19 protein-coding genes and 1 tRNA gene are annotated in these 19,744 nt (G+C 43.9%); 6 read left to right on the forward strand and 14 right to left on the reverse strand.

The window, feature by feature from the left end; genetic code table 11:
• Positions 1–42: 42 nt before the first annotated feature.
• The gene (locus tag ACTXGJ_RS10250) at positions 43–543 is read right to left on the reverse strand and encodes a DUF4385 domain-containing protein (protein ID WP_443565891.1); all 501 of its coding nucleotides are present in this window, start codon (positions 541–543) and stop codon (positions 43–45) included.
• 176 nt (positions 544–719) lie between these two features.
• On the opposite strand from ACTXGJ_RS10250, the gene ACTXGJ_RS10255 reads away from it, so the two are divergent.
• Entirely contained in the window at positions 720–1,052 is a 333-nt protein-coding gene (locus ACTXGJ_RS10255; RefSeq protein WP_439241993.1) for a hypothetical protein, read from the forward strand.
• Between the two features lie 125 nt (positions 1,053–1,177).
• Here ACTXGJ_RS10255 and ACTXGJ_RS10260 read toward each other — a convergent pair.
• Positions 1,178–1,253, reverse strand: a tRNA-Phe gene (locus ACTXGJ_RS10260).
• A 94-nt stretch (positions 1,254–1,347) separates the two neighbouring features.
• The gene (locus tag ACTXGJ_RS10265; RefSeq protein WP_443565893.1) at positions 1,348–1,770 is read right to left on the reverse strand and encodes a hypothetical protein; all 423 of its coding nucleotides are present in this window, start codon (positions 1,768–1,770) and stop codon (positions 1,348–1,350) included.
• A 228-nt stretch (positions 1,771–1,998) separates the two neighbouring features.
• Here ACTXGJ_RS10265 and hisB point away from each other — a divergent pair, with 228 nt between their 5' ends.
• The 5 genes from hisB (at position 1,999) to ACTXGJ_RS10290 (ending at position 5,758) form a co-directional block, all read left to right on the forward strand.
• Positions 1,999–2,637, forward strand: a complete 639-nt coding sequence (gene hisB / locus ACTXGJ_RS10270; protein ID WP_439241989.1) for an imidazoleglycerol-phosphate dehydratase HisB — start codon at positions 1,999–2,001, stop codon at positions 2,635–2,637.
• Positions 2,637–3,272 (forward strand): imidazole glycerol phosphate synthase subunit HisH, encoded by a 636-nt coding sequence (gene hisH / locus ACTXGJ_RS10275; protein ID WP_443565895.1) that lies wholly within the window; start codon positions 2,637–2,639, stop codon positions 3,270–3,272. Before hisB ends, hisH begins: the two co-directional genes overlap by 1 nt.
• 115 nt (positions 3,273–3,387) lie before the next feature.
• Positions 3,388–3,771 carry a hypothetical protein gene (locus ACTXGJ_RS10280; protein ID WP_443565896.1) on the forward strand — a complete coding sequence of 128 codons (384 nt, stop codon included), beginning with the start codon at positions 3,388–3,390 and terminating at the stop codon, positions 3,769–3,771.
• A gap of 67 nt (positions 3,772–3,838) precedes the next feature.
• Positions 3,839–4,681: a hypothetical protein gene (locus tag ACTXGJ_RS10285; protein ID WP_443565898.1), complete on the forward strand. Its 843-nt coding sequence runs from the start codon at positions 3,839–3,841 to the stop codon at positions 4,679–4,681.
• A 165-nt stretch (positions 4,682–4,846) separates the two neighbouring features.
• A complete protein-coding gene (locus ACTXGJ_RS10290; RefSeq protein WP_443565900.1) occupies positions 4,847–5,758 on the forward strand; it encodes a DJ-1/PfpI family protein in 912 nt (303 codons plus the stop codon).
• 67 nt (positions 5,759–5,825) lie between these two features.
• Here ACTXGJ_RS10290 and ACTXGJ_RS10295 read toward each other — a convergent pair whose 3' ends face one another.
• The 11 genes from ACTXGJ_RS10295 to nqrF all read right to left on the reverse strand — a co-directional run bounded on the left by ACTXGJ_RS10295 (position 5,826) and on the right by nqrF (position 19,705).
• Positions 5,826–6,128, reverse strand: a complete 303-nt coding sequence (locus ACTXGJ_RS10295; RefSeq protein WP_443565902.1) for a hypothetical protein — start codon at positions 6,126–6,128, stop codon at positions 5,826–5,828.
• A 14-nt stretch (positions 6,129–6,142) separates the two neighbouring features.
• Positions 6,143–7,489 carry a valine--pyruvate transaminase gene (locus tag ACTXGJ_RS10300; protein ID WP_443565903.1) on the reverse strand — a complete coding sequence of 449 codons (1,347 nt, stop codon included), beginning with the start codon at positions 7,487–7,489 and terminating at the stop codon, positions 6,143–6,145.
• Between the two features lie 495 nt (positions 7,490–7,984).
• Positions 7,985–9,694, reverse strand: coding sequence for an ATP-dependent nuclease (locus ACTXGJ_RS10305; RefSeq protein WP_443565905.1), 1,710 nt, complete (start codon positions 9,692–9,694; stop codon positions 7,985–7,987).
• Positions 9,695–9,884: 190 nt separating this feature from the next.
• Complete coding sequence (locus tag ACTXGJ_RS10310) at positions 9,885–12,524, reverse strand: ABC transporter permease (RefSeq protein WP_443565907.1); 2,640 nt, start codon at positions 12,522–12,524, stop codon at positions 9,885–9,887.
• The gene (locus ACTXGJ_RS10315; protein WP_443565909.1) at positions 12,517–13,215 is read right to left on the reverse strand and encodes an ABC transporter ATP-binding protein; all 699 of its coding nucleotides are present in this window, start codon (positions 13,213–13,215) and stop codon (positions 12,517–12,519) included. The genes ACTXGJ_RS10310 and ACTXGJ_RS10315 overlap by 8 nt, the downstream gene beginning before the upstream one ends.
• Positions 13,216–13,378: 163 nt before the next feature.
• On the reverse strand, positions 13,379–14,158 hold the full coding sequence (locus ACTXGJ_RS10320) for an arylesterase (protein ID WP_443565911.1): 780 nt from the start codon (positions 14,156–14,158) through the stop codon (positions 13,379–13,381).
• 94 nt (positions 14,159–14,252) lie between these two features.
• Positions 14,253–15,503: an MFS transporter gene (locus tag ACTXGJ_RS10325; protein ID WP_443565913.1), complete on the reverse strand. Its 1,251-nt coding sequence runs from the start codon at positions 15,501–15,503 to the stop codon at positions 14,253–14,255.
• Between the two features lie 343 nt (positions 15,504–15,846).
• Positions 15,847–16,092 (reverse strand): (Na+)-NQR maturation NqrM, encoded by a 246-nt coding sequence (nqrM, locus tag ACTXGJ_RS10330; protein WP_443565915.1) that lies wholly within the window; start codon positions 16,090–16,092, stop codon positions 15,847–15,849.
• 113 nt (positions 16,093–16,205) lie between these two features.
• On the reverse strand, positions 16,206–17,285 hold the full coding sequence (locus ACTXGJ_RS10335) for an FAD:protein FMN transferase (RefSeq protein ID WP_443565917.1): 1,080 nt from the start codon (positions 17,283–17,285) through the stop codon (positions 16,206–16,208).
• A gap of 189 nt (positions 17,286–17,474) precedes the next feature.
• Entirely contained in the window at positions 17,475–18,275 is an 801-nt protein-coding gene (locus ACTXGJ_RS10340) for an SDR family NAD(P)-dependent oxidoreductase (RefSeq protein ID WP_443565919.1), read from the reverse strand.
• A 194-nt stretch (positions 18,276–18,469) separates the two neighbouring features.
• Positions 18,470–19,705, reverse strand: coding sequence for an NADH:ubiquinone reductase (Na(+)-transporting) subunit F (gene nqrF / locus ACTXGJ_RS10345; protein WP_443565921.1), 1,236 nt, complete (start codon positions 19,703–19,705; stop codon positions 18,470–18,472).
• Between the last annotated feature and the right edge of the window lie 39 nt (positions 19,706–19,744).

Genomic DNA, 19,744 nt, shown 5'->3' on the forward strand with positions numbered 1-19,744 from the left:
GCATAACAAAAGTTTAAAAATACTCAGTTAGATATACTTAAGTTACTCAACGTCTTTATAACGCACGCGGTGTTCCTTTTTCATTCTGAGATACTCTTTATTCTCGCGGCACTCGTCCCATTTAGCTTTAAATATCCGCGCCGATTTTGCCTTAACGGGGTCTTCCTCTTGACGTGGGAGCTCTTCGCGACCATGAGCGCCGCTTTGGCCTTTTTTGTCATCGGGCACGGGGCCTTTGTATTTTTTACCGCCTTTATGATTGGCGTAGCGTCTGGCACGAGTGTAGCCCATTTGAATAAATTTACGCGCCATATCAGCGCCAACAAAATCATCGTCCGCTAAGTAGTCTAAAAACATCTGAAAAATAGTCTCGCTACTCTCATGAGCGATATCAGGGGTAGCAAAGCGCCAGTGCGGTAAAATCTCTGATTTGTACGGTTCAACCAATAGTACGCCTTGCTCGCCGCGACCCACGCGGTAGAGCTCGGGGTTTTTTCGTAAATCTAAATTTGCATAATCCAAATCGTAATCAAACTCTCTCATCAGCCTTCCTCTTAGCAACTAGTCAAAGCTAGTATACTAACCACGCCGAGCCAATAAACAGCACAGAAATGTTATGCAAGCGTGATAATAAAGCGTTAACATTAGCCCCAAAGCAAAGATATTTAATTTAACAGTACTCAAAAACCGTATTATTTAACCTAACAGGATGAGCTGTTATGCAAAAACCAACCATTAGCCATCAAGCTTCGCCGCTGTTTTTGACATCATTTTTAGTGATATTACTTAGCACGCTGAGCTTCACGAGTGCTCATGGCGCTTGGTTTGAGCGGTTGATACCTGAAGGCGAAGCTTATACCGTTACCGAGGTAGATCGCGATTTAGCCTTTGTGATCGATGGATTCATCTATGATGCGCGTAAGTTTTGTTATATGGCTGTAGGGGATAATGTGGTGTTTTTTGACGGGCGTCACGGTATCGACTATCGCGCTACCGTTTATAACCTAGACTCTAACGAGCGCTGTGAAGTGTTGCTGCGAGGCAGGCTTTAGATCGCTCAAAATAGCCAAAATATTTTAATATAAGATAGCATCATATAAACAGCCATAAAAAAACCTCAAACGCGAACGTCTGAGGTTTTAGTTGCTTACTTAAAAGCTAGATTTGGTCAACGAAATGGTGGCTCGAGGCAGGATCGAACTGCCGACACACGGATTTTCAATCCGTTGCTCTACCGACTGAGCTATCGAGCCGTCTTCGCTGAGGACGCTATTAAACTAAATATACGCCTTGCTGTCAAGACATTTTTATCTTTTGTGCGCTAAATAATCAAATTCAATTCAAAAGTTAGTCTTTGACCCTGATTAATTCGTACTCGCTCATAATCTGATGGATATCGCTATCGACGGGTACAAACTGGCGCACGCCTTTTTTGACCTCCGCATCATAGACCATCTTAATAAACTTAGCATCGATTGCGCGTCCTTTATTTTGTTCGTGCACCGTCAAGTATTGCAAGCGCCGGCTATCTGTCTGCCCATCATCGAAACAGCCAACCGCCGCGATAGGTTTGTCATTAAACATGCCGACATATAGATATTGCCCACGTTTAAAACCATTCTCGATGATATTTAATACCTCCCCACCGCTAGGCTGGTTATCATCAGCGTCATACATGGCTTGCAAACGCTCTGCTAATTCATTGTCGCGAGCAGGCTTTTTTATCAAAGGTGCATTTAAATCATTAATCGCGATGGCTTCTAAAGGCATGATATGTCCTATTTTCTTATGAGTGCTAACAGTATTAAGTTTAAATAAAACCAATTAAAAAAGCGTCATTAATAAAACTTAAGGCAGTATTTTAACAGATTAGGGCAAATAGCGCCTCGCTTTACCCTGCTACCATAGCCGTCATGAGAGCATTTTGCTATGATAAGCCTATATCTATATTTCCTCAGTATCTATTTACTCCCCATCCCTTATTTATAGAGAGTAGCTATGTCTGCCGATAATAATCAAGCGCAAAATTCCAATCTACACGGCCGCCCAGCGCGCACCGCCACTGTTGAGCGTAACACCGCTGAGACGCAAATCACTTGTACGGTCAACCTTGATGGCACTGGTCAAGGAACCGTCGATACTGGCGTGCCGTTTTTAGATCATATGATCGATCAGATTAAGCGTCACGGTTTGTTTGACTTGGATATCAAATGTGTGGGCGATACCTTTATCGACGATCACCACAGCGTCGAGGATACTGGTATTACGCTTGGGCAAGCGTTTAATAAAGCGCTCGGTGATAAAAAAGGCATCCGTCGTTATGGGCATTTTTATGCGCCACTCGATGAGTCTCTAACCCGCGCGGTAGTTGACTTATCAGGGCGTCCGGGGCTACATATGGATATCCCTTTTACCCGCTCGCATGTGGGTAAATTCGATGTCGATCTATTTAGCGAATTCTTCTACGGTTTCGTTAACCACTCGTGGATGACTGTGCATCTAGATAATCTCAAAGGCAAAAACAGTCATCACCAAATCGAGTCGACCTTTAAAGCCTTTGCTCGTGCCTTACGTATGGCGTGCGAGTATGATGAGCGGGCGCTGAATACGCTGCCATCGACCAAAGAGGCGTTCTAATGACCAAAATTGCACTATTAGATTATGGCATGGGTAACTTGCATTCAGTGAGTAAGGCGCTTGCCAATGTCGGCAGCGATGTATCTATCACAAGCGACCCTAAAGTCGTCGCTAGCGCTGATAAAATCGTCTTCCCTGGTGTCGGTGCCATGCGTGATTGTATGATCGGTATGCATGAGGCTGGCATTGATGATGTGGTGCGAGATGCTATCTTTAATAAGCCCGTCATGGCGATTTGTGTGGGTATGCAAGCGCTATTTGAGCGCTCCGCTGAGAATAGTGGCACCGATTGTTTGGGGATTTTAGACGGCACGGTAGAAGCCTTTGATCCTACGTGGACGGACGAGCAGGGCGCAACCATTAAAGTGCCGCATATGGGCTGGAACACCATTACCGATATGGATTTAGCGCATCCCTTATGGAAGGGCATAGAGAACAATCAGCACTTTTACTTTGTGCACAGCTATTATTGTGATCCTGCTGATGAATCGCAAATCGCCGCCATTTGCGATTACGGACAGCCGTTTTGTGCCAGTATTATCAAAGACAATCTGTTCGCCACTCAGTTTCATCCAGAAAAAAGCCATACCGCAGGTTTGCAACTGCTCAAGAATTTTGTCGAGTGGGATGTATAGCTAGACAAAACAGTGTATAAGTTTGCAAGGTGAGTTGAAGTCAGCGTAGCTCACCTTTTAATTATTGTTTATTATTGGCCTCAGCTATTGCTAGCTATCATACGCGGAAACCTCAGTGGACTTTACGACCTTTAAACTAAACATCATTGAGACAACCGGTCTCGCTAAAGATGCTTTGCACATCTACGTTGGCGTTGGCGTCTATCTGCTTAGCTTGTTTATATTACGTCCTATCATTAAAAGTCAGAATATCAGAGCCTTTTTAGCGTTACTGGTAGTGATTAGCGTGGCATTGCTAGGCGAGTATTTTGACAATCGTCATATTATTTTGCCAAAAGGTATTTGGGCTTTGAAAGGTATAGATATCAAAGCCAGTATTCATGATTTGATAAATACTTGTTTGCTACCTTTCGTGCTATTTGCGTTAAATAAGTGGACAACGATTTTTCATCCCACCGCACCTGCGCCAACCGTTAGATTATTAAAAAAACGATCTTAACTTATCACCATAGAAATAAGGTAAAGTAATGGGGTTGTTTCTCAAACCTAAAAGAGGAGCTATCACCATGTTTGTCTGCAAAAAGCACAATCGCTTTGCTACTAGAGTGCTTTTGATATCAAGCGCTTCACTACTTAGCCTCGGTAGCTATCAGCCAGCAATGGCTGTTCAGAATGTCATTAAATCGACAAACCCCTCCATTAAAAAACCATCAGCCCGCGCAACACCTGTAGCTGTCAAATTACTTGATACTAATGAGTTAAATCGAATAACGCATTTGTCAGTAGGCAAAAAAGATCAATTTTTTCTAGCTGGCAAAGTACTCAATGACTATCTTAAAATTGAATTAATAGATAAAGCCTTTTTTGAGAAAAAACGTCCGCTCGCTGTCGATTATTTATCACATAAAAACGCTATTAAAAAACAAGATAGCGTCATATCCATTCAACTGGTTAAGGACTCTTTGAAACTAGTAGATATCGATAGTGACGATGATGGCGAAACGTATAGATATATCGGCCAAATAGATGCCTTAGATCAGCATCTGGTTGAAGTACTGCGTTGGGAGAGTCAGAACTATCAAATGTTTGATCAAGTTGAAGGGTTCTTAACTCAAGAGTTTTCAGCTTATCCTTATCTCTCACCAAATAAACGCTATATCATCTCAGCTTATGCTAACCCATATGAGGGTCATACCGATCTCGGACTCTATAAAGTTAAAGGCAGAGCGATCATCCCTGTTATGAGTGCAGGCTTTAAAAATTGGATGCCTATCACTGATCCTGCTGATATATTTTGGGCGAGAGATGGCTATCTGTATTTAGCGGTGACTCATAGCGCTAGTGCCATGCAGATCGGCGGTCGCGTCAATGCACAGACGCAGTATATTAGGATAAAAGTTGATTTATAGAGTGGTTAGTTGTTACATAGATAATTCTTGCAACTTAACAACCGACCCCTTACAAAGCTTACTAAACATAAAAACTCTCGTCTACTTAATACATTTTCCTTTTGTTATTTTAGATTTAATATTATTAGCTATCGAATCAATATAAATCATAAAAAAGGAAACATTATGAATATCCAAGACCTACTAGACAAAGCCAAAGACACATTGGGTTTAGAGCCGCAAGAAACTGAGTCAGGCGCTTATATCCCTTCTAAGTCCTCGCTAAAGATAGCCGCACCGAACAAAACCAACTACGATAATACTGAGTATGATAATCGCTATACGGGCAATAAGAAAATTATGATGGTCTGTACCGAGCAGCAGTATATGACCATGGAGAATGGCAATAAGTTTGACACAGGTAATCACCCCGTTGAGATGATGGTGCCGTTATTACACTTTAAACAAGCAGGCTTTGATGTCGATGTATTTACCCCAACAGGGGATTCCGTAAAAGTTGAGCAATGGGCGATGCCAGACAAAGATGAAGACGTCAAAGCTATCTATAGCGAGTATGAGTCCAAGTTGAATAATCCAAAAAGCATCGCTGACTTCGTCAAAAATGATATGGCAGATAGCGATGAATATGTGGCAATCTTTATCCCCGGTGGTCATGGGGCGATGCTAGGCTTACCCGAAGATTATGATCTTGGTGAGTTACTGCGCTGGGGTCATAAAAATGATCTATTCACCTTAGCGATTTGTCATGGGCCTGCGGCTTTATTGGCAGCTAATTTAGAAAGTCCTGATAGCTTCAAGCAAGACGATAACGCTAACAAAGACTTTATTTTCAAAGGCTATAAGATGGTCGCCTTCCCGACGGTTATGGATAAGCAAATGCCAAAAATTGGTTATCTACCGGGACCTATGCCTTGGTACTTTGCAGAAAAGTTAGAAGATTTAGGCGTCACGATTAGCAATAAGCTCGCCTCAGGACAGACCCATCAAGATAGAAAACTGATCTCAGGTGACGGGCCTCTAGCGGCGAATGACTTTGGTAAAATGAGTGCTAAAGCTTTGCTAAAAGAGTTTAGTTAAACCATTTGCATAAGATTAGCGTATAAAAAAACGGACTTTTAGCAGTCCGTTTTTTTATAAAATCAATCTAAGTTGGATAACCTCGAATAGGAGCTATAGGATAAAAAAGAAATAAATGATCCATTTTTCTTCTTCTACATTTATCCAAAAATTCTATTAATAAATATTCATTTTTTAAAAACTCGCTAAGCTGTTCAGAAGAGATTTCATAGTATTCTTCATACTCAATATACCTATGATTTGGCGGACTAACTGGAAAAGATAAGTAATATTTATGGGTAGTGGTTTCTTTACCTAGTGAGTACCTTTTCTCTTTACTGATTTTCAAATTTTCAAATTCGTAACGCATAGAAGCCTCACGCAAAGTCATATTATCAAGCCAACCTACTCACCATCATAAAGCCCCCTTACCACCTCACCAATCACCGCAATCCCTTTCTCTAAAGTGTCTTCATCGGCGGCAATACTCATACGAATGCACTCATGCGCGTGTCTGTAATCGCTAACATCAACACCCGGGAAAAAGTATTCACTCGGTACGATAAGGGTACCTTTTTCTTTTAAGATCTCATACAGCTCAGATGTGCTAATCGGTAAATCTTTAAACCACAACCACAAGAATATCGCGCCCTCAGGCTTATGAATAGACAATGGATAATCGCCCAGCTCGTTTTTAAGTAGCGCAACTGCGGTTTTGGCTTGCTGCTGATAAAAGGGCCTAATATCATTATCAGACAAGTCTTTAATCGCATCGTTGTTAACCAGTGGCGTGGCAATAGAAGCGCCAAAACGCGTTGGCGAGAGATTAACCACCGCATTCATTGCACTGACTGCTTCAATGACCTCAGGCGCGGCAACGATAATCCCGGTACGTACCCCCGGCAAGCCAATTTTAGACAGGCTAAAACAAAGAATGGTATTGTAATCCCAATTAAGGGTGACGTCAGAATAAATAATATTAGGGAAGGGCATACCATAAGCGTTATCGATAATCAGCGGTACCTCATAACGCTTAGCAATCTCCGCCAAATGCGCCATCTCTTCATCGGTCAACACATTGCCCGTTGGATTGGTCGGACGCGAACAGCAAATCGCTCCAATACGTCCCTCTTTAAGCTCTGGCAAGTTTTCTAATGCTTCAAAGTCTACTCGATATTTAAAAAAACCTTCTTCGCCATCATGGGCGACTTCATCGATATGCGGCAACACCGCCATAAAATGCTGACCCTCAACATGCACATCACTATAGCCGATATACTCAGGCGCAAGCGGTAACAAAATCGACTTATCTACCGATTGACTGTCTTTATCTTGACTGGACTCATCAAGCGCATCATCAACGAACGCGCCACCAAATAAGTTAAACAAATAGAAAAACGCATTTTGCGAGCCATTGGTCAGCGCGATATTCTCACTCGTCAAATTCCAGTCATAATGACGATTAAAAAACCCTACCAAAGCATCAATAAAAGCGGCATCGCCTTGCGGATTGGAGTAATTCGCCATGCTACTCGTTGCCGTACTATTGATCTCATTATGAAAGCTACCATCGTTACCCAGCGCTTGATAGGTCTCTAAAAACAGCTCATTCACCGCGTCAATCCGCGCCGGATTACCGCCGCCCAGCATATTGACTGGCTCATCGCTTTTTAGCGCATCGCCCAAATCATCCATCAATTGCGAGATGCCCGTAGGCTGAATAAACTTTTGACCAAACTTAGAGAATTTCATAGGATTACCGTGCGCTTGTCAGTATCTGACTGTATGATTAGGTGAGTGTGCGGGTTCGCGTGGCGCTAGTATAACAAATGCCAGCTTTGATGTGCGCGGTGTCAAGCGCTGATCGCCGTTTATCTTTCGTATATTTAACCCACGAATAAACCAAAAACGCCCTCTATATCAATAGTGAGCGTTTTGGTTTACGGAGTTTGGAGCTAATCCTGCTTTACGTTTGTAGTTGGCAGTCTGTGGCGCACAGCACCTAGGCACAGTAGCGTTCCAACGTCCGAGCGACCTGAGGCGGGATAAAGCAAAGCACTGCTTTGCCCCAACGCAAGAGAAAATCTGTGATTTTCTGGTTAGCAAGGTGCTGTAAGCGCCACAGCCTACCAAGCTACCGCTGCAATCAGGGCTAAACCGCGCCACAAGGCGACTATTTAATAGTATGATGAATAGGAATTATATAATGAAAACTAAGCTTTATCAGGTGGATTATAAACCTAATAGTTAATCTTTATTAAATTTACAATGATTTCCTAAATGAACTTTTTGAACAAAATCTCTCAAATCTCCTAAGTCTCCATCTTCCATATTTTTTTCGGTCAATAATTTAGTCACGAACTTTGGACCATGACCACCTAGCTCTCTACAAAAGTTTTCAATTTCTCCAACCCCGATTATATATATTCCGGTTTCTTCGAGTTTATCTATCATATTTTTATAATTAGTTAAAACTTCACCTCCAGGTATGCTTCTTTCACCATAGCTTTTGACTTCATGCCAAGGTTTTATTTGTTTTAAAGCTTTACTAATTTCTGTACTAGGTAGATCTTCTTCTAAAGATTTAGAAATAATATCTATAATTTCTTCTTTTATAATTTTATGAGGCTTAGCAGGATTTTTGCTTAATATAGCTTGATTTACTCTATTCCACAAAACTTTAATGTCTTCCCAGTTGCCACCAAAAGCTAATACAGTCTCTTTAACTAGCCTTTCTTCTGATAAGAAGTCAATATCAAAGACAGCCTTAGTTGGAACTCCTATTTCTTTTAAAATTTTAGCGATTTTAGGAATGGCATGTTTTCCACCTGCGGGGACGTAAGCTGTATCCTCCCAATGGTCTGACGAACTTAGAGAAAGATAGTCTGCTACTGAATTAATAAGCCTACAATCGCTATCGTCTTCGCAAATAATAGTTTGTTCATGGAATATGCCTTCAAGAGCATTTGAATATCTTAGAACCGGTTTCTCCCACAGTTCTTTAATAGCACTTTCATCGGCTTCCATAACTATATTTTTATCTTTGACTCTATTAATTCTAAGGATTCTTACATTCCCTTGAGTGCCTTCTAAAAAACCCCTTAATATATCGCTACTATGAGTCGCTACAAATAATTGTCCGTTAACTTCTTTAGCAAGTGTCTCTCCTAATTTTTTCATTTGAGGAGGATGTAGAAAAGCTTCAGGCTCATCTATAAGAGTAATACTATAGTCAGTAACAATACTTTCGAATAAAATACCAGCATAGCTTTTCATACCATCTCCCTGCTTATCAAGGAGTGGCAGTTCTTTAACAGCATCAACATATTTATTTAGTATTTGTAGAGCATTATTAGTATTTTCTTGACTATCCATTGTTTCTGGTAAATTTCCTACATGGATAGGCAGCTTGCTACCTCCACGCAAGTTGAAATATAGCCTTTTACCAAATGCCACTTCAAAAATATTACTAATTTTTTCCATCAACTGTGAGTTGTCATACAGTATATGTTGTGGTTTAGTTTTCTGTTGCTCAGGACTAACACTATTCTGTTGTTCACATATAGATAAACGATCATTAGCTGTAATGTTTTTTACATATGCATCAAGTATACCGCCAAATAAGTAATTATTATCCCAAAAACTCAAATGCATATTATCAATACGCCATGTTCCATAGTTATATGAGTCTCCTATAATCTGCGCATTACTATTCAAAAAACCTCTGAGCTGTTCTACTGTACCTTGCTTATTTAACTCTAAACCTGTAACTACTATACAATTACTAGATGACTCTGAACCCGACCTTTCAACAATCTCTCTTAAGGTTTTAGATTTACCACTATTATTAGGCCCTACTAATATTATTATTTCATCTTCTTGGAGTTCAAAACTATTACCACCTGAAAAAGTTAATTTAGAGATACTAACTTTGGGCATTGTTGGTATAGATGTCATTGTTGAAATCCTTTGTAAGTTTTAGGAGATAAGATATAACGCCTATACTATGTTATTGTAAGTTCACAATTGTTCAAACCCAAGTATGCCTTTCAATTAGAAGATTCACAATATACTGAGAGTTTTAAGCGTCAAATAGTGTCGTAGTGGAGTTAAGATAATATTAGCGTATGTTTAACCTAGCTCACCCTCAAACCATCGCCCGAACTCTTGCCATAATCCCACGCCCAATCACCAATCTCACATAAATAATCGCAATACCCAGCAGTAAGGCAAGGAGCAATCCGCCACCAATAGCTAAGTTCGCCCACGGGACGCTAAAGCGTAAATCAAACCACTGGGTAATCGCAAACCACGAGCCAGCGCTGGCAATCGTCATCGCAAACACCGCCGCGCTAACCCCAAGTACACCAATCTCCAAGATATTAAGCAGGTATAAATCCCGCTTTTGCATGCCGAGCAGGCGAAACGAGGCGCTCTCTTGCATGCGGTCTTGCGAGGTGGACAGTAGCGAGCTAATCAGCACCATAATCCCTGTAAGCAGAGCCAGTAAGGTGAAGACATAGACCAAGCGGCTCATCTGCTGTACCAGTCCTTGGATTTGCTCAGCGATAGCCGTTCCGTCAACCGTAGTGACGGCAGGAAATTCGCGTACCAGCTGACCTTGTACCTCAGCGATACTGTCCTCAGGGATGTGCGCGGTGGCAAATTGGATTTGCGGGGCGGCGGCCAACAGCTCAGGTTCAAATAAGAAGTAAAAGAAGGGGCTGGGGCCACGTTCAAAGCGCGAGCGGATACTGGTAATCTCTCCAGTTATCTCAATACCTTGGATATTAAACACCACTTCATCACCCATACCGACATTTAACATCTCAGCCGCACCATCTAAAATAGATAACGGCTGTACTTGTTGTAATGGCGATTTGTCAAGGTCTTGACCATCGATAGGGCTATACAGCTCGTCATTGGTGACCGCATCGACGATGTATTCGGTGTCCATAATCGTGTCGGCGTAGCTTAAGTTAAACACCCGCGTCGGCTCATCGAAGTCGTCATCGGCGTCGATATCTTCTGCCGCCACGCCGCCAGCGGTGACGATACGCGCGCGAATAACGGGGTAATAGCTGACCGGTGCGCCAATGATGTTATTAATCTCTTCGTGTTGTTCGCTTTGCACATCAAGCAAAAATATATTGGGCGCATCTTCAGGGTAGGCGTTGACGAACTGGGCATTGATACTGTGATTTAAAGTGGTAATCAAGGTCAATACCGCGACTGATAGCGCTAGCGTGACGAAGAATAGCGCCGATTGATTGCCTTTACGCGCCAGATTATGAATAGCAATGCGCTGCATCCAGCTGACGTTTTTATTTTTCGCTAGGCGTGATAATAGCCATAGCCAACTACGCGCCAGCGCCCAAAATATAGCGACAAAGCCAATCAAACCGATAAGCAATTGCGCTGATAGGCGCCAAGAGCCGACTTCATAAGTGAAGAATAAATACAGACCGATAAACATCAGCCCGTACCAGAGTAGGGGTAAGCGTTTGTACCCTTTATACCATGGCAGTCGTTTACCTGATTGCTGGCTCGCGCCTTGGTTGAGCAGGGTGGCAGGGGTAGTGGTGCCAAGCGGATTGAGACCACGTTGGGTAATGACCAAGGTCAATATAATAGCGATAATCAGCGTTTTAATGATACTAAGCGGACTAATCGCTAAACCAAGGTCTTCAGGCAAAATAGCGGTGAGATAAGGCTGGCCTATTTTTAATAATCCGAGGCTAAGCACGACAGCGGCAACACTGGCAATGATGGAGGTGTCCAATAACAGCCGATAGTAGCTGGCTTTGATTTGACGGGCCGGTTCGCCCATCGCCATACGGATGGCGTTGTTGGCTTGCTGTTTGGTGACAAAGGCGGTAATAACCCCATACATAGCGACGGCGGATAGTAGCAATACCGCGATGACCAGTAATTTTAAAAACATGAGCACATTATCAGAGATGCGCGAGACTTGCGTGTCCTCGCTATCGATATCGGAGAGCCTGATGTTAGGATAGCTGGTTAAGGTTTGCTCTAATTGCTCATTTAACGCGGCTATGGTTTCCTCGTCGCCTGCTATCTCAATACGATAACGTACACGGCTACGCTGACCGAGTAGATTGGTCGCCGCCAGCGCGTCCTCTTGCATCAATACATGCCCGCCAAAATCAAAAGCGCTCAAGGGGCGGTCTGGCTCTTTGGTCAGCACATCGCTGATAGTAAATTGCCCATCGCCAATGGTAACCGTATCGCCAACATCGGCATTTAACCCTTGTAACACCTCTGGCGCGATGACGATAGTGTCTGGCCTTAGCTGTTGCCATAAGGGTTTACCGGAGGCGGTTTGTGCCTCGCCATATAAAGGATAGGCAGGAGTGACGCCTTTGATGCGCACTAGCAAAGTTTGCTTTTCGGTCACCGCCATGGAGCTAAACTGGTGGTCATAGACGACTTGGCTCTTAGGCAAACTGCGTACTTGCTCTAATACTTGCGCCGGCCACTCTTGATTGCTCTCGAGCACCAAATCACCACCAACCAGCGCGCGCTGATTGTCCGTGATATAGGTATTCACTGCTTGCTGAATCGAATCCAAAGTCAGGTAAGTGGCAAGCGATAGGGTTAAAGTGATTAAGAATAAAACGGGATACACCCAGCGCCGCCACCAGCTACGAGTGAGGGCTTTAGTGCCTAGTGTGGAAGCGAAAAGCTGGCTTATTATGCTATTAGCGCCGTTTGTGTCATCGCTGACACGATGACGAGTTTGATTGTTTTTTGCGAGCTTATCCATTGGCGTAAGTTCCGTCTATCACCCCATCATGCATAATAATCACTCTATCCGCCATCTCAGCAAGCGCTGGGTCATGAGTCACGACCACCAGCGCTGAACCGGTCTGTTGCCGTAAATCTAACAATAATTGCATGACTTGGTCAGCGTTTTGTTCGTCTAAATTACCCGTTGGCTCATCAGCAAAGACGATTTTGGGACGTGATACCAAAGCGCGGGCGACAGCGGTACGCTGCTGTTCACCGCCAGATAATTGATTGGGTAAACTATCACGCCGATGCCCAAGTCCGACCGCATCGATGAGTTCATCGACCCGCGCATTATCGGGACGCCGCGCAATATCGAGCGGAAAAGCAATATTTTCTGCCACCGTCAATGTCGGCAATAGATGAAAGGACTGAAACACAAAGCCCATATCACGCTGACGAATAGCCGCCAGTGCATCTTCATCAAGACTACTTAAGGTTTGCTCGCCTAATTTAACCGAGCCGCTATCTGGATAATCTAACGCTGCTAATAATCCTAGCAAGGTAGATTTACCTGAGCCGGACTTGCCCATAATCACCACAAACTCGCCGGCATCGACATGGATACTGACGTCTTTGATAATCGCTAGCGATTGCTCACCGACGTGGACGGTTTTATTGAGGTTTGCGGCGGTGAGTAGGGCATTGTTGGTAAGTGTAGCGGTCATTGGACAGTCTCGATTAATATATGTATCGCTATAAGTGTTTGGCAAGAAAATAACTACGTTTAAGTGCTTCTGGGGTAAATTTTGCGCAGCATCGAAACGGCGTAGGCACAGCAAGCAAGGAAAATTTATACCAGAAGCGCTGTGTTTCTTGAAGTTGACTAATTTAATTACGCGCGCTTACTACCATATTCTCAAGCTCAGGCTTAAGCACAGGCAAGATGTTATTATTAACGATTATCGTATAGCCTTCCTTTGTAGGATGAATAGCATCCGCTTGATTTAACTCGCTAACACCGCCCACGCCCTCTAAGAAAAACGGAATCATCGGCACATTCATATCTTCAGCGATACGCGGATAAATATCTGAAAACGACTGCACGTATGCGTTGCCCAAGTTATCATAAATTTGCATACCGCCTAAGATCACTTCGCTACCATTATCTTGTAGATGTTTAACTGCCGTGCGAATGTTATCTTCAATCGTTGCTACATCGAGTCCGCGTATCGCATCATTAGCACCAATAGTGAGTATGGTGATGTCAGGCTCGGTTTGGGTCACCCAGTCCAAGCGATTCACCAATCCGGTGCTGGTTTCGCCGCTTAAGCCTGAGTTGACCACATCGACGTTAACGTAGCCCATTTCTTTTAATTTGGCTTCTAACTGCGCGGGGTAATTACCATCACGCTCGACGCCTAAGCCTTCGGTTAGTGAATCACCTAGCGCTAGGATAGTGATGGGTTGTGATATCACTTGTTGCTCAGCAGTACTGATACTGCTCGTACCTTCAGCTTGTACAGGTGCATTCGTTGTTGTTTTAGTCGCTTGGGGTTCGTTAGTTTCTGGTTTGTCTTGGCAGCCACTTATCAGCAGGCCTGCGCTGACCATAGTGATAATCAAGCTATAAGTAGATATGTTAACTAAGCTGAGCGTTTTGCTTTTCATAACAGTATTATCCTTGAATCAATCAAACCAGTTTAGCAGTACCAACGAGTAATCAATATAAGGGTAAAGTTACGGCAAGCAAGCTAATTCTATCTTAAGCCTTCTTGCCATCGACCATAACCGGACGACTGACCAACCATGCAAGCCCGACGTTGATAACCATTAATATCAGTATCAATAATAATGGCAAATCCCAACTGTCTGTTGCTTCATGGAGCCAACCGGTACCTAAAGGCCCAAAAAACGCCAGTAGATAACCGACAAACTGCGCCATACCCGACAGCTCGCTCGATTGGTTAGTAGTATAAGTGCGCATGGAAAAAAGCATCATACTCAAAGTGAAAATAGCAGAACAGCCGGCACCCATGAGACCTGACCACAGCCATGCCAAATCTGGCGTCAAATAACTGACCCCTAAGACGCCGATGACATTGAGAACCGATGCAGATATCGCTAGCGCTTGAATCGGACGTCCACGATTGACTAGCCACGTTAAGCTTAAAATAGCGAAAGGTGCCATAAATTGAAACACCGAGCCCATCTGCCCAGCCGCGACCGGACTCAATCCTTTACTGACCCAAATAGAAGGCAAAAAACTGGCCACGGTATAAAATAGTAGCGATTGCAGCCCCATAAATACCGCAATTTGCCAAGCGAACGGCGCGCGCCACATGGAGACCTCTGAGGATCCCGAAGAGGGTAAAATAGCAGCTTGATGGTTAGAAGAGCCCAAACGTAGACGCAAAAACACCCAAGCCACTAAGGCAAACAAGCCCAATAATGACCAACCACCAAGCGACCATTGCCAACCGATACTCTCAGATAAAGGTAAAACCACACCTGCGACAATACCAGCAGAGACGGTCATTGTCAGGCTGAACAGACCGGTAATCAGCGGAATATGCTTAGGTGTGCGCTGTTTGATGACTGGAGCTGCTAAGGTATTGGCAAAACCGATCGCTAGAGTCAGCAGTAAAGTCCCGCTCAAAAAGCCGAGCCAAGTGGGCACCACAGAACGAAGCACCATCCCAAAGGTGAGCAGTGCTACCATAGCAATCAGCGTATTTTCAAGGCCAAAACGTTTGCCGATAGCAGGCGCAATCAAAGCCCCAATCGCAAAAGTCAGCATCGGCACCGCGCCAAGCCAACCGATCTCGGTCTCAGAGATACCCAGCGCTTCTTGCACCACCGGCGCGATAGAACCAAGCGCCACAATAGGCGCGCGCATATTGGTCGCCAGTAGTATCATAGCAATCAGTACCAACCAAAAAGTAAACTTGGCTGAGGGTAGGTGATTGGGTTTTAGAGTATCTGAGCGAGAATTAGTGTTAGCAGGAGTAGACATAGCGGCACGACTATAAAATTGGAAAAAAGGAAAGGTTATGGCCTAAAGGCTGACAAAAGAGCACTTTTAGAATAACCCAAAAAAAATTCCACCAAGACGGTGGTTAATATAAAGCGTCAAAAACCAATACAGTAAACAGTAAAGTTCGATATAAAACTTAGACTAATCGGAATAGGCAAACCGTACACAATAAAAAAGTGTTAAGCATCTTAAAAATACTTAACACTAGTATAAGAGTGGAGAGGACGAAGTACTACCAGCGTATGGTAACCAAAGCCTAGCTAAGACAAAACTGCAATCTCACAAATAGCTTAAAACCAGACATAACTAAAACTAAAAGAGCTTAAACCGATTTACCCAATTGAGCGGCTTTTAAAGCAGTGTCTTGCTGCTCTGCTACGACTGAATCACACTTATTGGGATCATCACCACAAAACGAGCATCTCTCATCACCCATCAAGTTCGCAACACCGCCACACGAGCCTTTGAGTGGCTGCTTTTTGAACATATAACCAATACCCATGAGTAAAAAGAACAGTACAAAGACGGTAAAAGTAATGGCAAGCATTGGCAGGAGTTGGCTAAGCATAGCGTGACCTCACATTTATATTTTATTAGTTAATATTATAGCAGGTTTTGGTCTTGCTCGCTGGCACAAGTGTTTTATTATCAATACTTTACTACCATAGCAGATAAGGCCGATTAAGAGGGTTTATCCGCTCTTAACGCTTGCATAGCAGAGGTTTCTACGATCTGCCAGTCCTCTAAACGATCGGCGTCAATATCAGTATTATCGACTAATATCACGAACAGCGCTGCTATATTATGCTGTTCGGCACTCGCCAGTGCTTGCTCATACGGCATAGCGGTGAGCGCGGTTGCCCAAGCATCGGCAAGTCCCACCGAGTCAGCTGCCACCGTCACAGAAGGGGCGCCGCCTATGATAGGCTCACCAGTAGTCGGATCGATAGTATGGCTATAGCGTTTATCGTCAAAAATTATCGAATTTCGATAGTTACCAGAAGTTGCCAGATACATCTTATTGCCCAAAGATTTGGGTTGGCGAATAGCGGCAATAGTTTGACGCTCGGTGACCGTACTGCCTTCAATGGGCGCGTCAATAGCGATTTGCCAAGGCTGGGTTTGTGAGTTCACTCCAGAGGAAGCCACCTCTCCGCCAATCTCGACCATATAATTGCGAATCTGATAGTCTTGTCTTAGCACCTCAGCGATGGCATCGACGCCGTAGCCTTTTGCTACAGCTGAGAAGTCTAAACCTACGCCATCTTTAGTTTTATAAAGACTATCGCCCTCTTGTACTATACTGTCAAAGTCGACTAAGGCTTTGGCCTCAGCAATTTCAACCTGACTTGGCGGGCTTTGTAAGCGCTCGACCGTCATAGTACTGCCAAAGCCCCAAGTCTCGATCAATGGCATCACCGTCGGATCAAAAGCGCCACCTGATTGCTCATAAACTTGTCTTGAAACGTCTAACACATGGCTAAAGTCCGCATCGATAGTGATAGGCGTATTAGCGGCTAAGCGGTTGAATTTAGAAATAGTCGAGTCGTCTATATAGGTCGACATGCTGTCATTAATGTGCTGCAGCCTTTCGTCGATGGAAGCTTGAATAGCTGTTTCATCAGTACCGTCTGGGAGCTGATAGCTGATATGGTAGCTAGTGCCCATAGTCTCACCGCTCAAGGTATTAAAGTCTGCGGTAGGTTGCTGGCAAGCACTCAGACTTAATAGGGTAGCCGTACCGATAGTAGTAAGACGCATAGTAGCAAGACAGCTTTTATTCATGGTTTTAGAAGTGTTTTGTGGCAATAAATTTATCATAGGGATGGTTTTAATAAGTATAAAAATTAGGGGTATAAATAGGTTTTGCCTATTGTACACCTCTAACTTTTTTTAATCACAGCAATAAGCCGAAATCTGGCTAATCTTATAAAAGCGTTCTAGATAAAGCTATCTGACTTGTGACTTACGGATCAGCTTATAGAGCTTAGGCGGCGATAAGCGATTGACTCTAGTGGCCATTCTCTCTTGGCGGCCGCCAACGATGATATATTCTTCACCTTTGCTGAGTGCCTTGACCACTTGCTTAGCAAATTCGGACGCAGTGAGTCCTTTGCTCGTCGCATCATCCATCGTACCTTGTGCGCTACCATCTCCTGTCAAAGCATTAATCGAGACATTGGTTTGGATAAAGCCTGGGAATATCGTAGCCACCTCAATACCTTGATCGTAGAGCTCAGCGCGCAGGCTATTGGCCCATAGATGAATAGCGGCTTTGGCTGCACTATAAGCGCCGCGATACTGCGTACCTATAAGTCCTGCGATACTAGATATCATCACGATCTTACCGCCGCCTTGCGCGAGCATGGCTGGCAGTACCAGACGCGTCAGACGCGTTTGCGCAAAGTAATCGAGCTCCATAATTTGGCGCTCAACGTCCTCAGAGGTTTCCATGATCAATGAGCGCTGAGAGACGCCCGCATTATTAATGAGCCAGTCAATTTTGCCGGCTTTATTTATAGCGGTCTCATAAGCGGCTTTGGTCTGCTCGCTATCGCTGATATCAAAAGAGACGATATGATGGTTTTTGGACTTTTTGCACTGTTTTTTGACTTGTTCTAGTTTGTCCTCATTACGGCCGCTTAATATAATAGTCGCGCCTTTTTTGGCAAAGGCAATCGACAACGCTTCACCTAAGCCGCTCGAAGCACCAGTTATCCAAATCGTTAGGTCTTTAAATTTCGTTTTCATAAGCATCCTTACTCAGTAAAAATCTATCAATGTAAAAAACATCAATAGTGGTTACCAATACTATAAAAAATTAACCCTTAGATTGCTACTCGAATTTGTAAAATGAAAAAGAGAGTGTCTTCAAGTTTTAGCCAAAAAAAAGAGCCTCGATTGAGACTCTTTTTTATTCATATTTCTAAGCTTACTTTGTTTACTTAACCACCAAAGTCATCAAGCATGATATTTTCATCTTCTACGCCGAGGCTATGCAGCATATCGATGACAGCAGCGTTCATCATCGGTGGCCCGCACATATAGTATTCGCAGTCTTCAGGGTTTGGATGGTCTTTGAGGTATTCTTCTAGCAATACATTGTGAATGAAGCCAGTATAGCCATCCCAGTTATCTTCTGGTAATGGATCAGACAGCGCCACATGCCACTCAAAGTTAGCGAACTCTTCTTCGAGCTGATCATAATCCTCAACATAGAACATCTCACGGATCGAGCGCGCGCCGTACCAAAAGCTAATCTTGCGATCAGAATTGAGACGCTTGAGCTGATCAAAGATGTGCGAGCGCATCGGCGCCATACCCGCACCACCACCGACGAAGATCATCTCAGCTTCAGTATCTTTGGCAAAGAATTCACCATAAGGGCCTGATACGGTGACCTTGTCGCCAGGTTTTAGGTTGAATGTCCAAGAGGACATCTGACCGGGTGGAATACCGGCAGGACCACGCGGCGGCGGACTGGCGATACGGATGTTAAATTTGATGATGCCTTTTTCTTCAGGGTAATTGGCCATCGAATAAGCACGAATTACTGGCTCATCGACTTTTGAGACATAATCAAAGATGCCGAACTTTTCCCAATCTTCTCTATACTCTTCAGCGATATCGAAGTCTTTATAGTGTACTTCGTGCGGCGGCGCTTCTAACTGCACATAGCCACCGGCGCGGAAGTTCACCGCTTCGCCTTCTGGAATCTTAAGTACCAGCTCTTTAATAAAGGTAGCAACGTTGTCATTAGAGACAACTTCACATTCCCACTTTTGCACATCAAAGAATTCGGGATCAATCTCGATTTCCATATCTTGCTTGACGGCGACCTGACAGGCTAAGCGCATATGGTTGCGAATCTCACCTTGAGTGAAGTACCCCTCTTCGGTCGGCAGAATAGAGCCGCCGCCTTCAATCACACGGCAGCGACACTGAGCGCAAGTACCACCACCGCCGCAAGCTGATGATAAAAATATACCTTCGCTGGCAAGCGTTTGTAGCAGTTTGCCACCGGCAGGGGTGACAACATCATTATCAGGATTTTCATTAATGCGAATGGTAACGTCCCCTGAGCTGACCAGTCGTGAACGCGCCGCTAAAATAATAGCGACAAGGCTCATGATGATCACAGTGAACATAGCAACGCCACCAATCGCCGTAGCATAATCCATGGTAGGTATCCTTAATTTATGGGGTAGGGGTCAAGAGCT

The sequence above is a fragment of the Psychrobacter sp. 1Y11 genome, assembly GCF_052259045.1.
Taxonomy (GTDB): Bacteria; Pseudomonadota; Gammaproteobacteria; order Pseudomonadales; family Moraxellaceae; genus Psychrobacter.

Coding starts and splice junctions, on each gene's coding strand:
- ACTXGJ_RS10250 (WP_443565891.1), bottom strand. CDS start 543: ATGAGAGAGTTTGATTACGATTTGGATTATGCAAATTTAGATTTACGA.
- ACTXGJ_RS10255 (WP_439241993.1), top strand. CDS start 720: ATGCAAAAACCAACCATTAGCCATCAAGCTTCGCCGCTGTTTTTGACA.
- ACTXGJ_RS10265 (WP_443565893.1), bottom strand. CDS start 1,770: ATGCCTTTAGAAGCCATCGCGATTAATGATTTAAATGCACCTTTGATA.
- hisB (WP_439241989.1), top strand. CDS start 1,999: ATGTCTGCCGATAATAATCAAGCGCAAAATTCCAATCTACACGGCCGC.
- hisH (WP_443565895.1), top strand. CDS start 2,637: ATGACCAAAATTGCACTATTAGATTATGGCATGGGTAACTTGCATTCA.
- ACTXGJ_RS10285 (WP_443565898.1), top strand. CDS start 3,839: ATGTTTGTCTGCAAAAAGCACAATCGCTTTGCTACTAGAGTGCTTTTG.
- ACTXGJ_RS10290 (WP_443565900.1), top strand. CDS start 4,847: ATGAATATCCAAGACCTACTAGACAAAGCCAAAGACACATTGGGTTTA.
- ACTXGJ_RS10295 (WP_443565902.1), bottom strand. CDS start 6,128: ATGACTTTGCGTGAGGCTTCTATGCGTTACGAATTTGAAAATTTGAAA.
- ACTXGJ_RS10300 (WP_443565903.1), bottom strand. CDS start 7,489: ATGAAATTCTCTAAGTTTGGTCAAAAGTTTATTCAGCCTACGGGCATC.
- ACTXGJ_RS10305 (WP_443565905.1), bottom strand. CDS start 9,694: ATGACATCTATACCAACAATGCCCAAAGTTAGTATCTCTAAATTAACT.
- ACTXGJ_RS10310 (WP_443565907.1), bottom strand. CDS start 12,524: ATGGATAAGCTCGCAAAAAACAATCAAACTCGTCATCGTGTCAGCGAT.
- ACTXGJ_RS10315 (WP_443565909.1), bottom strand. CDS start 13,215: ATGACCGCTACACTTACCAACAATGCCCTACTCACCGCCGCAAACCTC.
- ACTXGJ_RS10320 (WP_443565911.1), bottom strand. CDS start 14,158: ATGAAAAGCAAAACGCTCAGCTTAGTTAACATATCTACTTATAGCTTG.
- ACTXGJ_RS10325 (WP_443565913.1), bottom strand. CDS start 15,503: ATGTCTACTCCTGCTAACACTAATTCTCGCTCAGATACTCTAAAACCC.
- nqrM (WP_443565915.1), bottom strand. CDS start 16,092: ATGCTTAGCCAACTCCTGCCAATGCTTGCCATTACTTTTACCGTCTTT.
- ACTXGJ_RS10335 (WP_443565917.1), bottom strand. CDS start 17,285: ATGCGTCTTACTACTATCGGTACGGCTACCCTATTAAGTCTGAGTGCT.
- ACTXGJ_RS10340 (WP_443565919.1), bottom strand. CDS start 18,275: ATGAAAACGAAATTTAAAGACCTAACGATTTGGATAACTGGTGCTTCG.
- nqrF (WP_443565921.1), bottom strand. CDS start 19,705: ATGGATTATGCTACGGCGATTGGTGGCGTTGCTATGTTCACTGTGATC.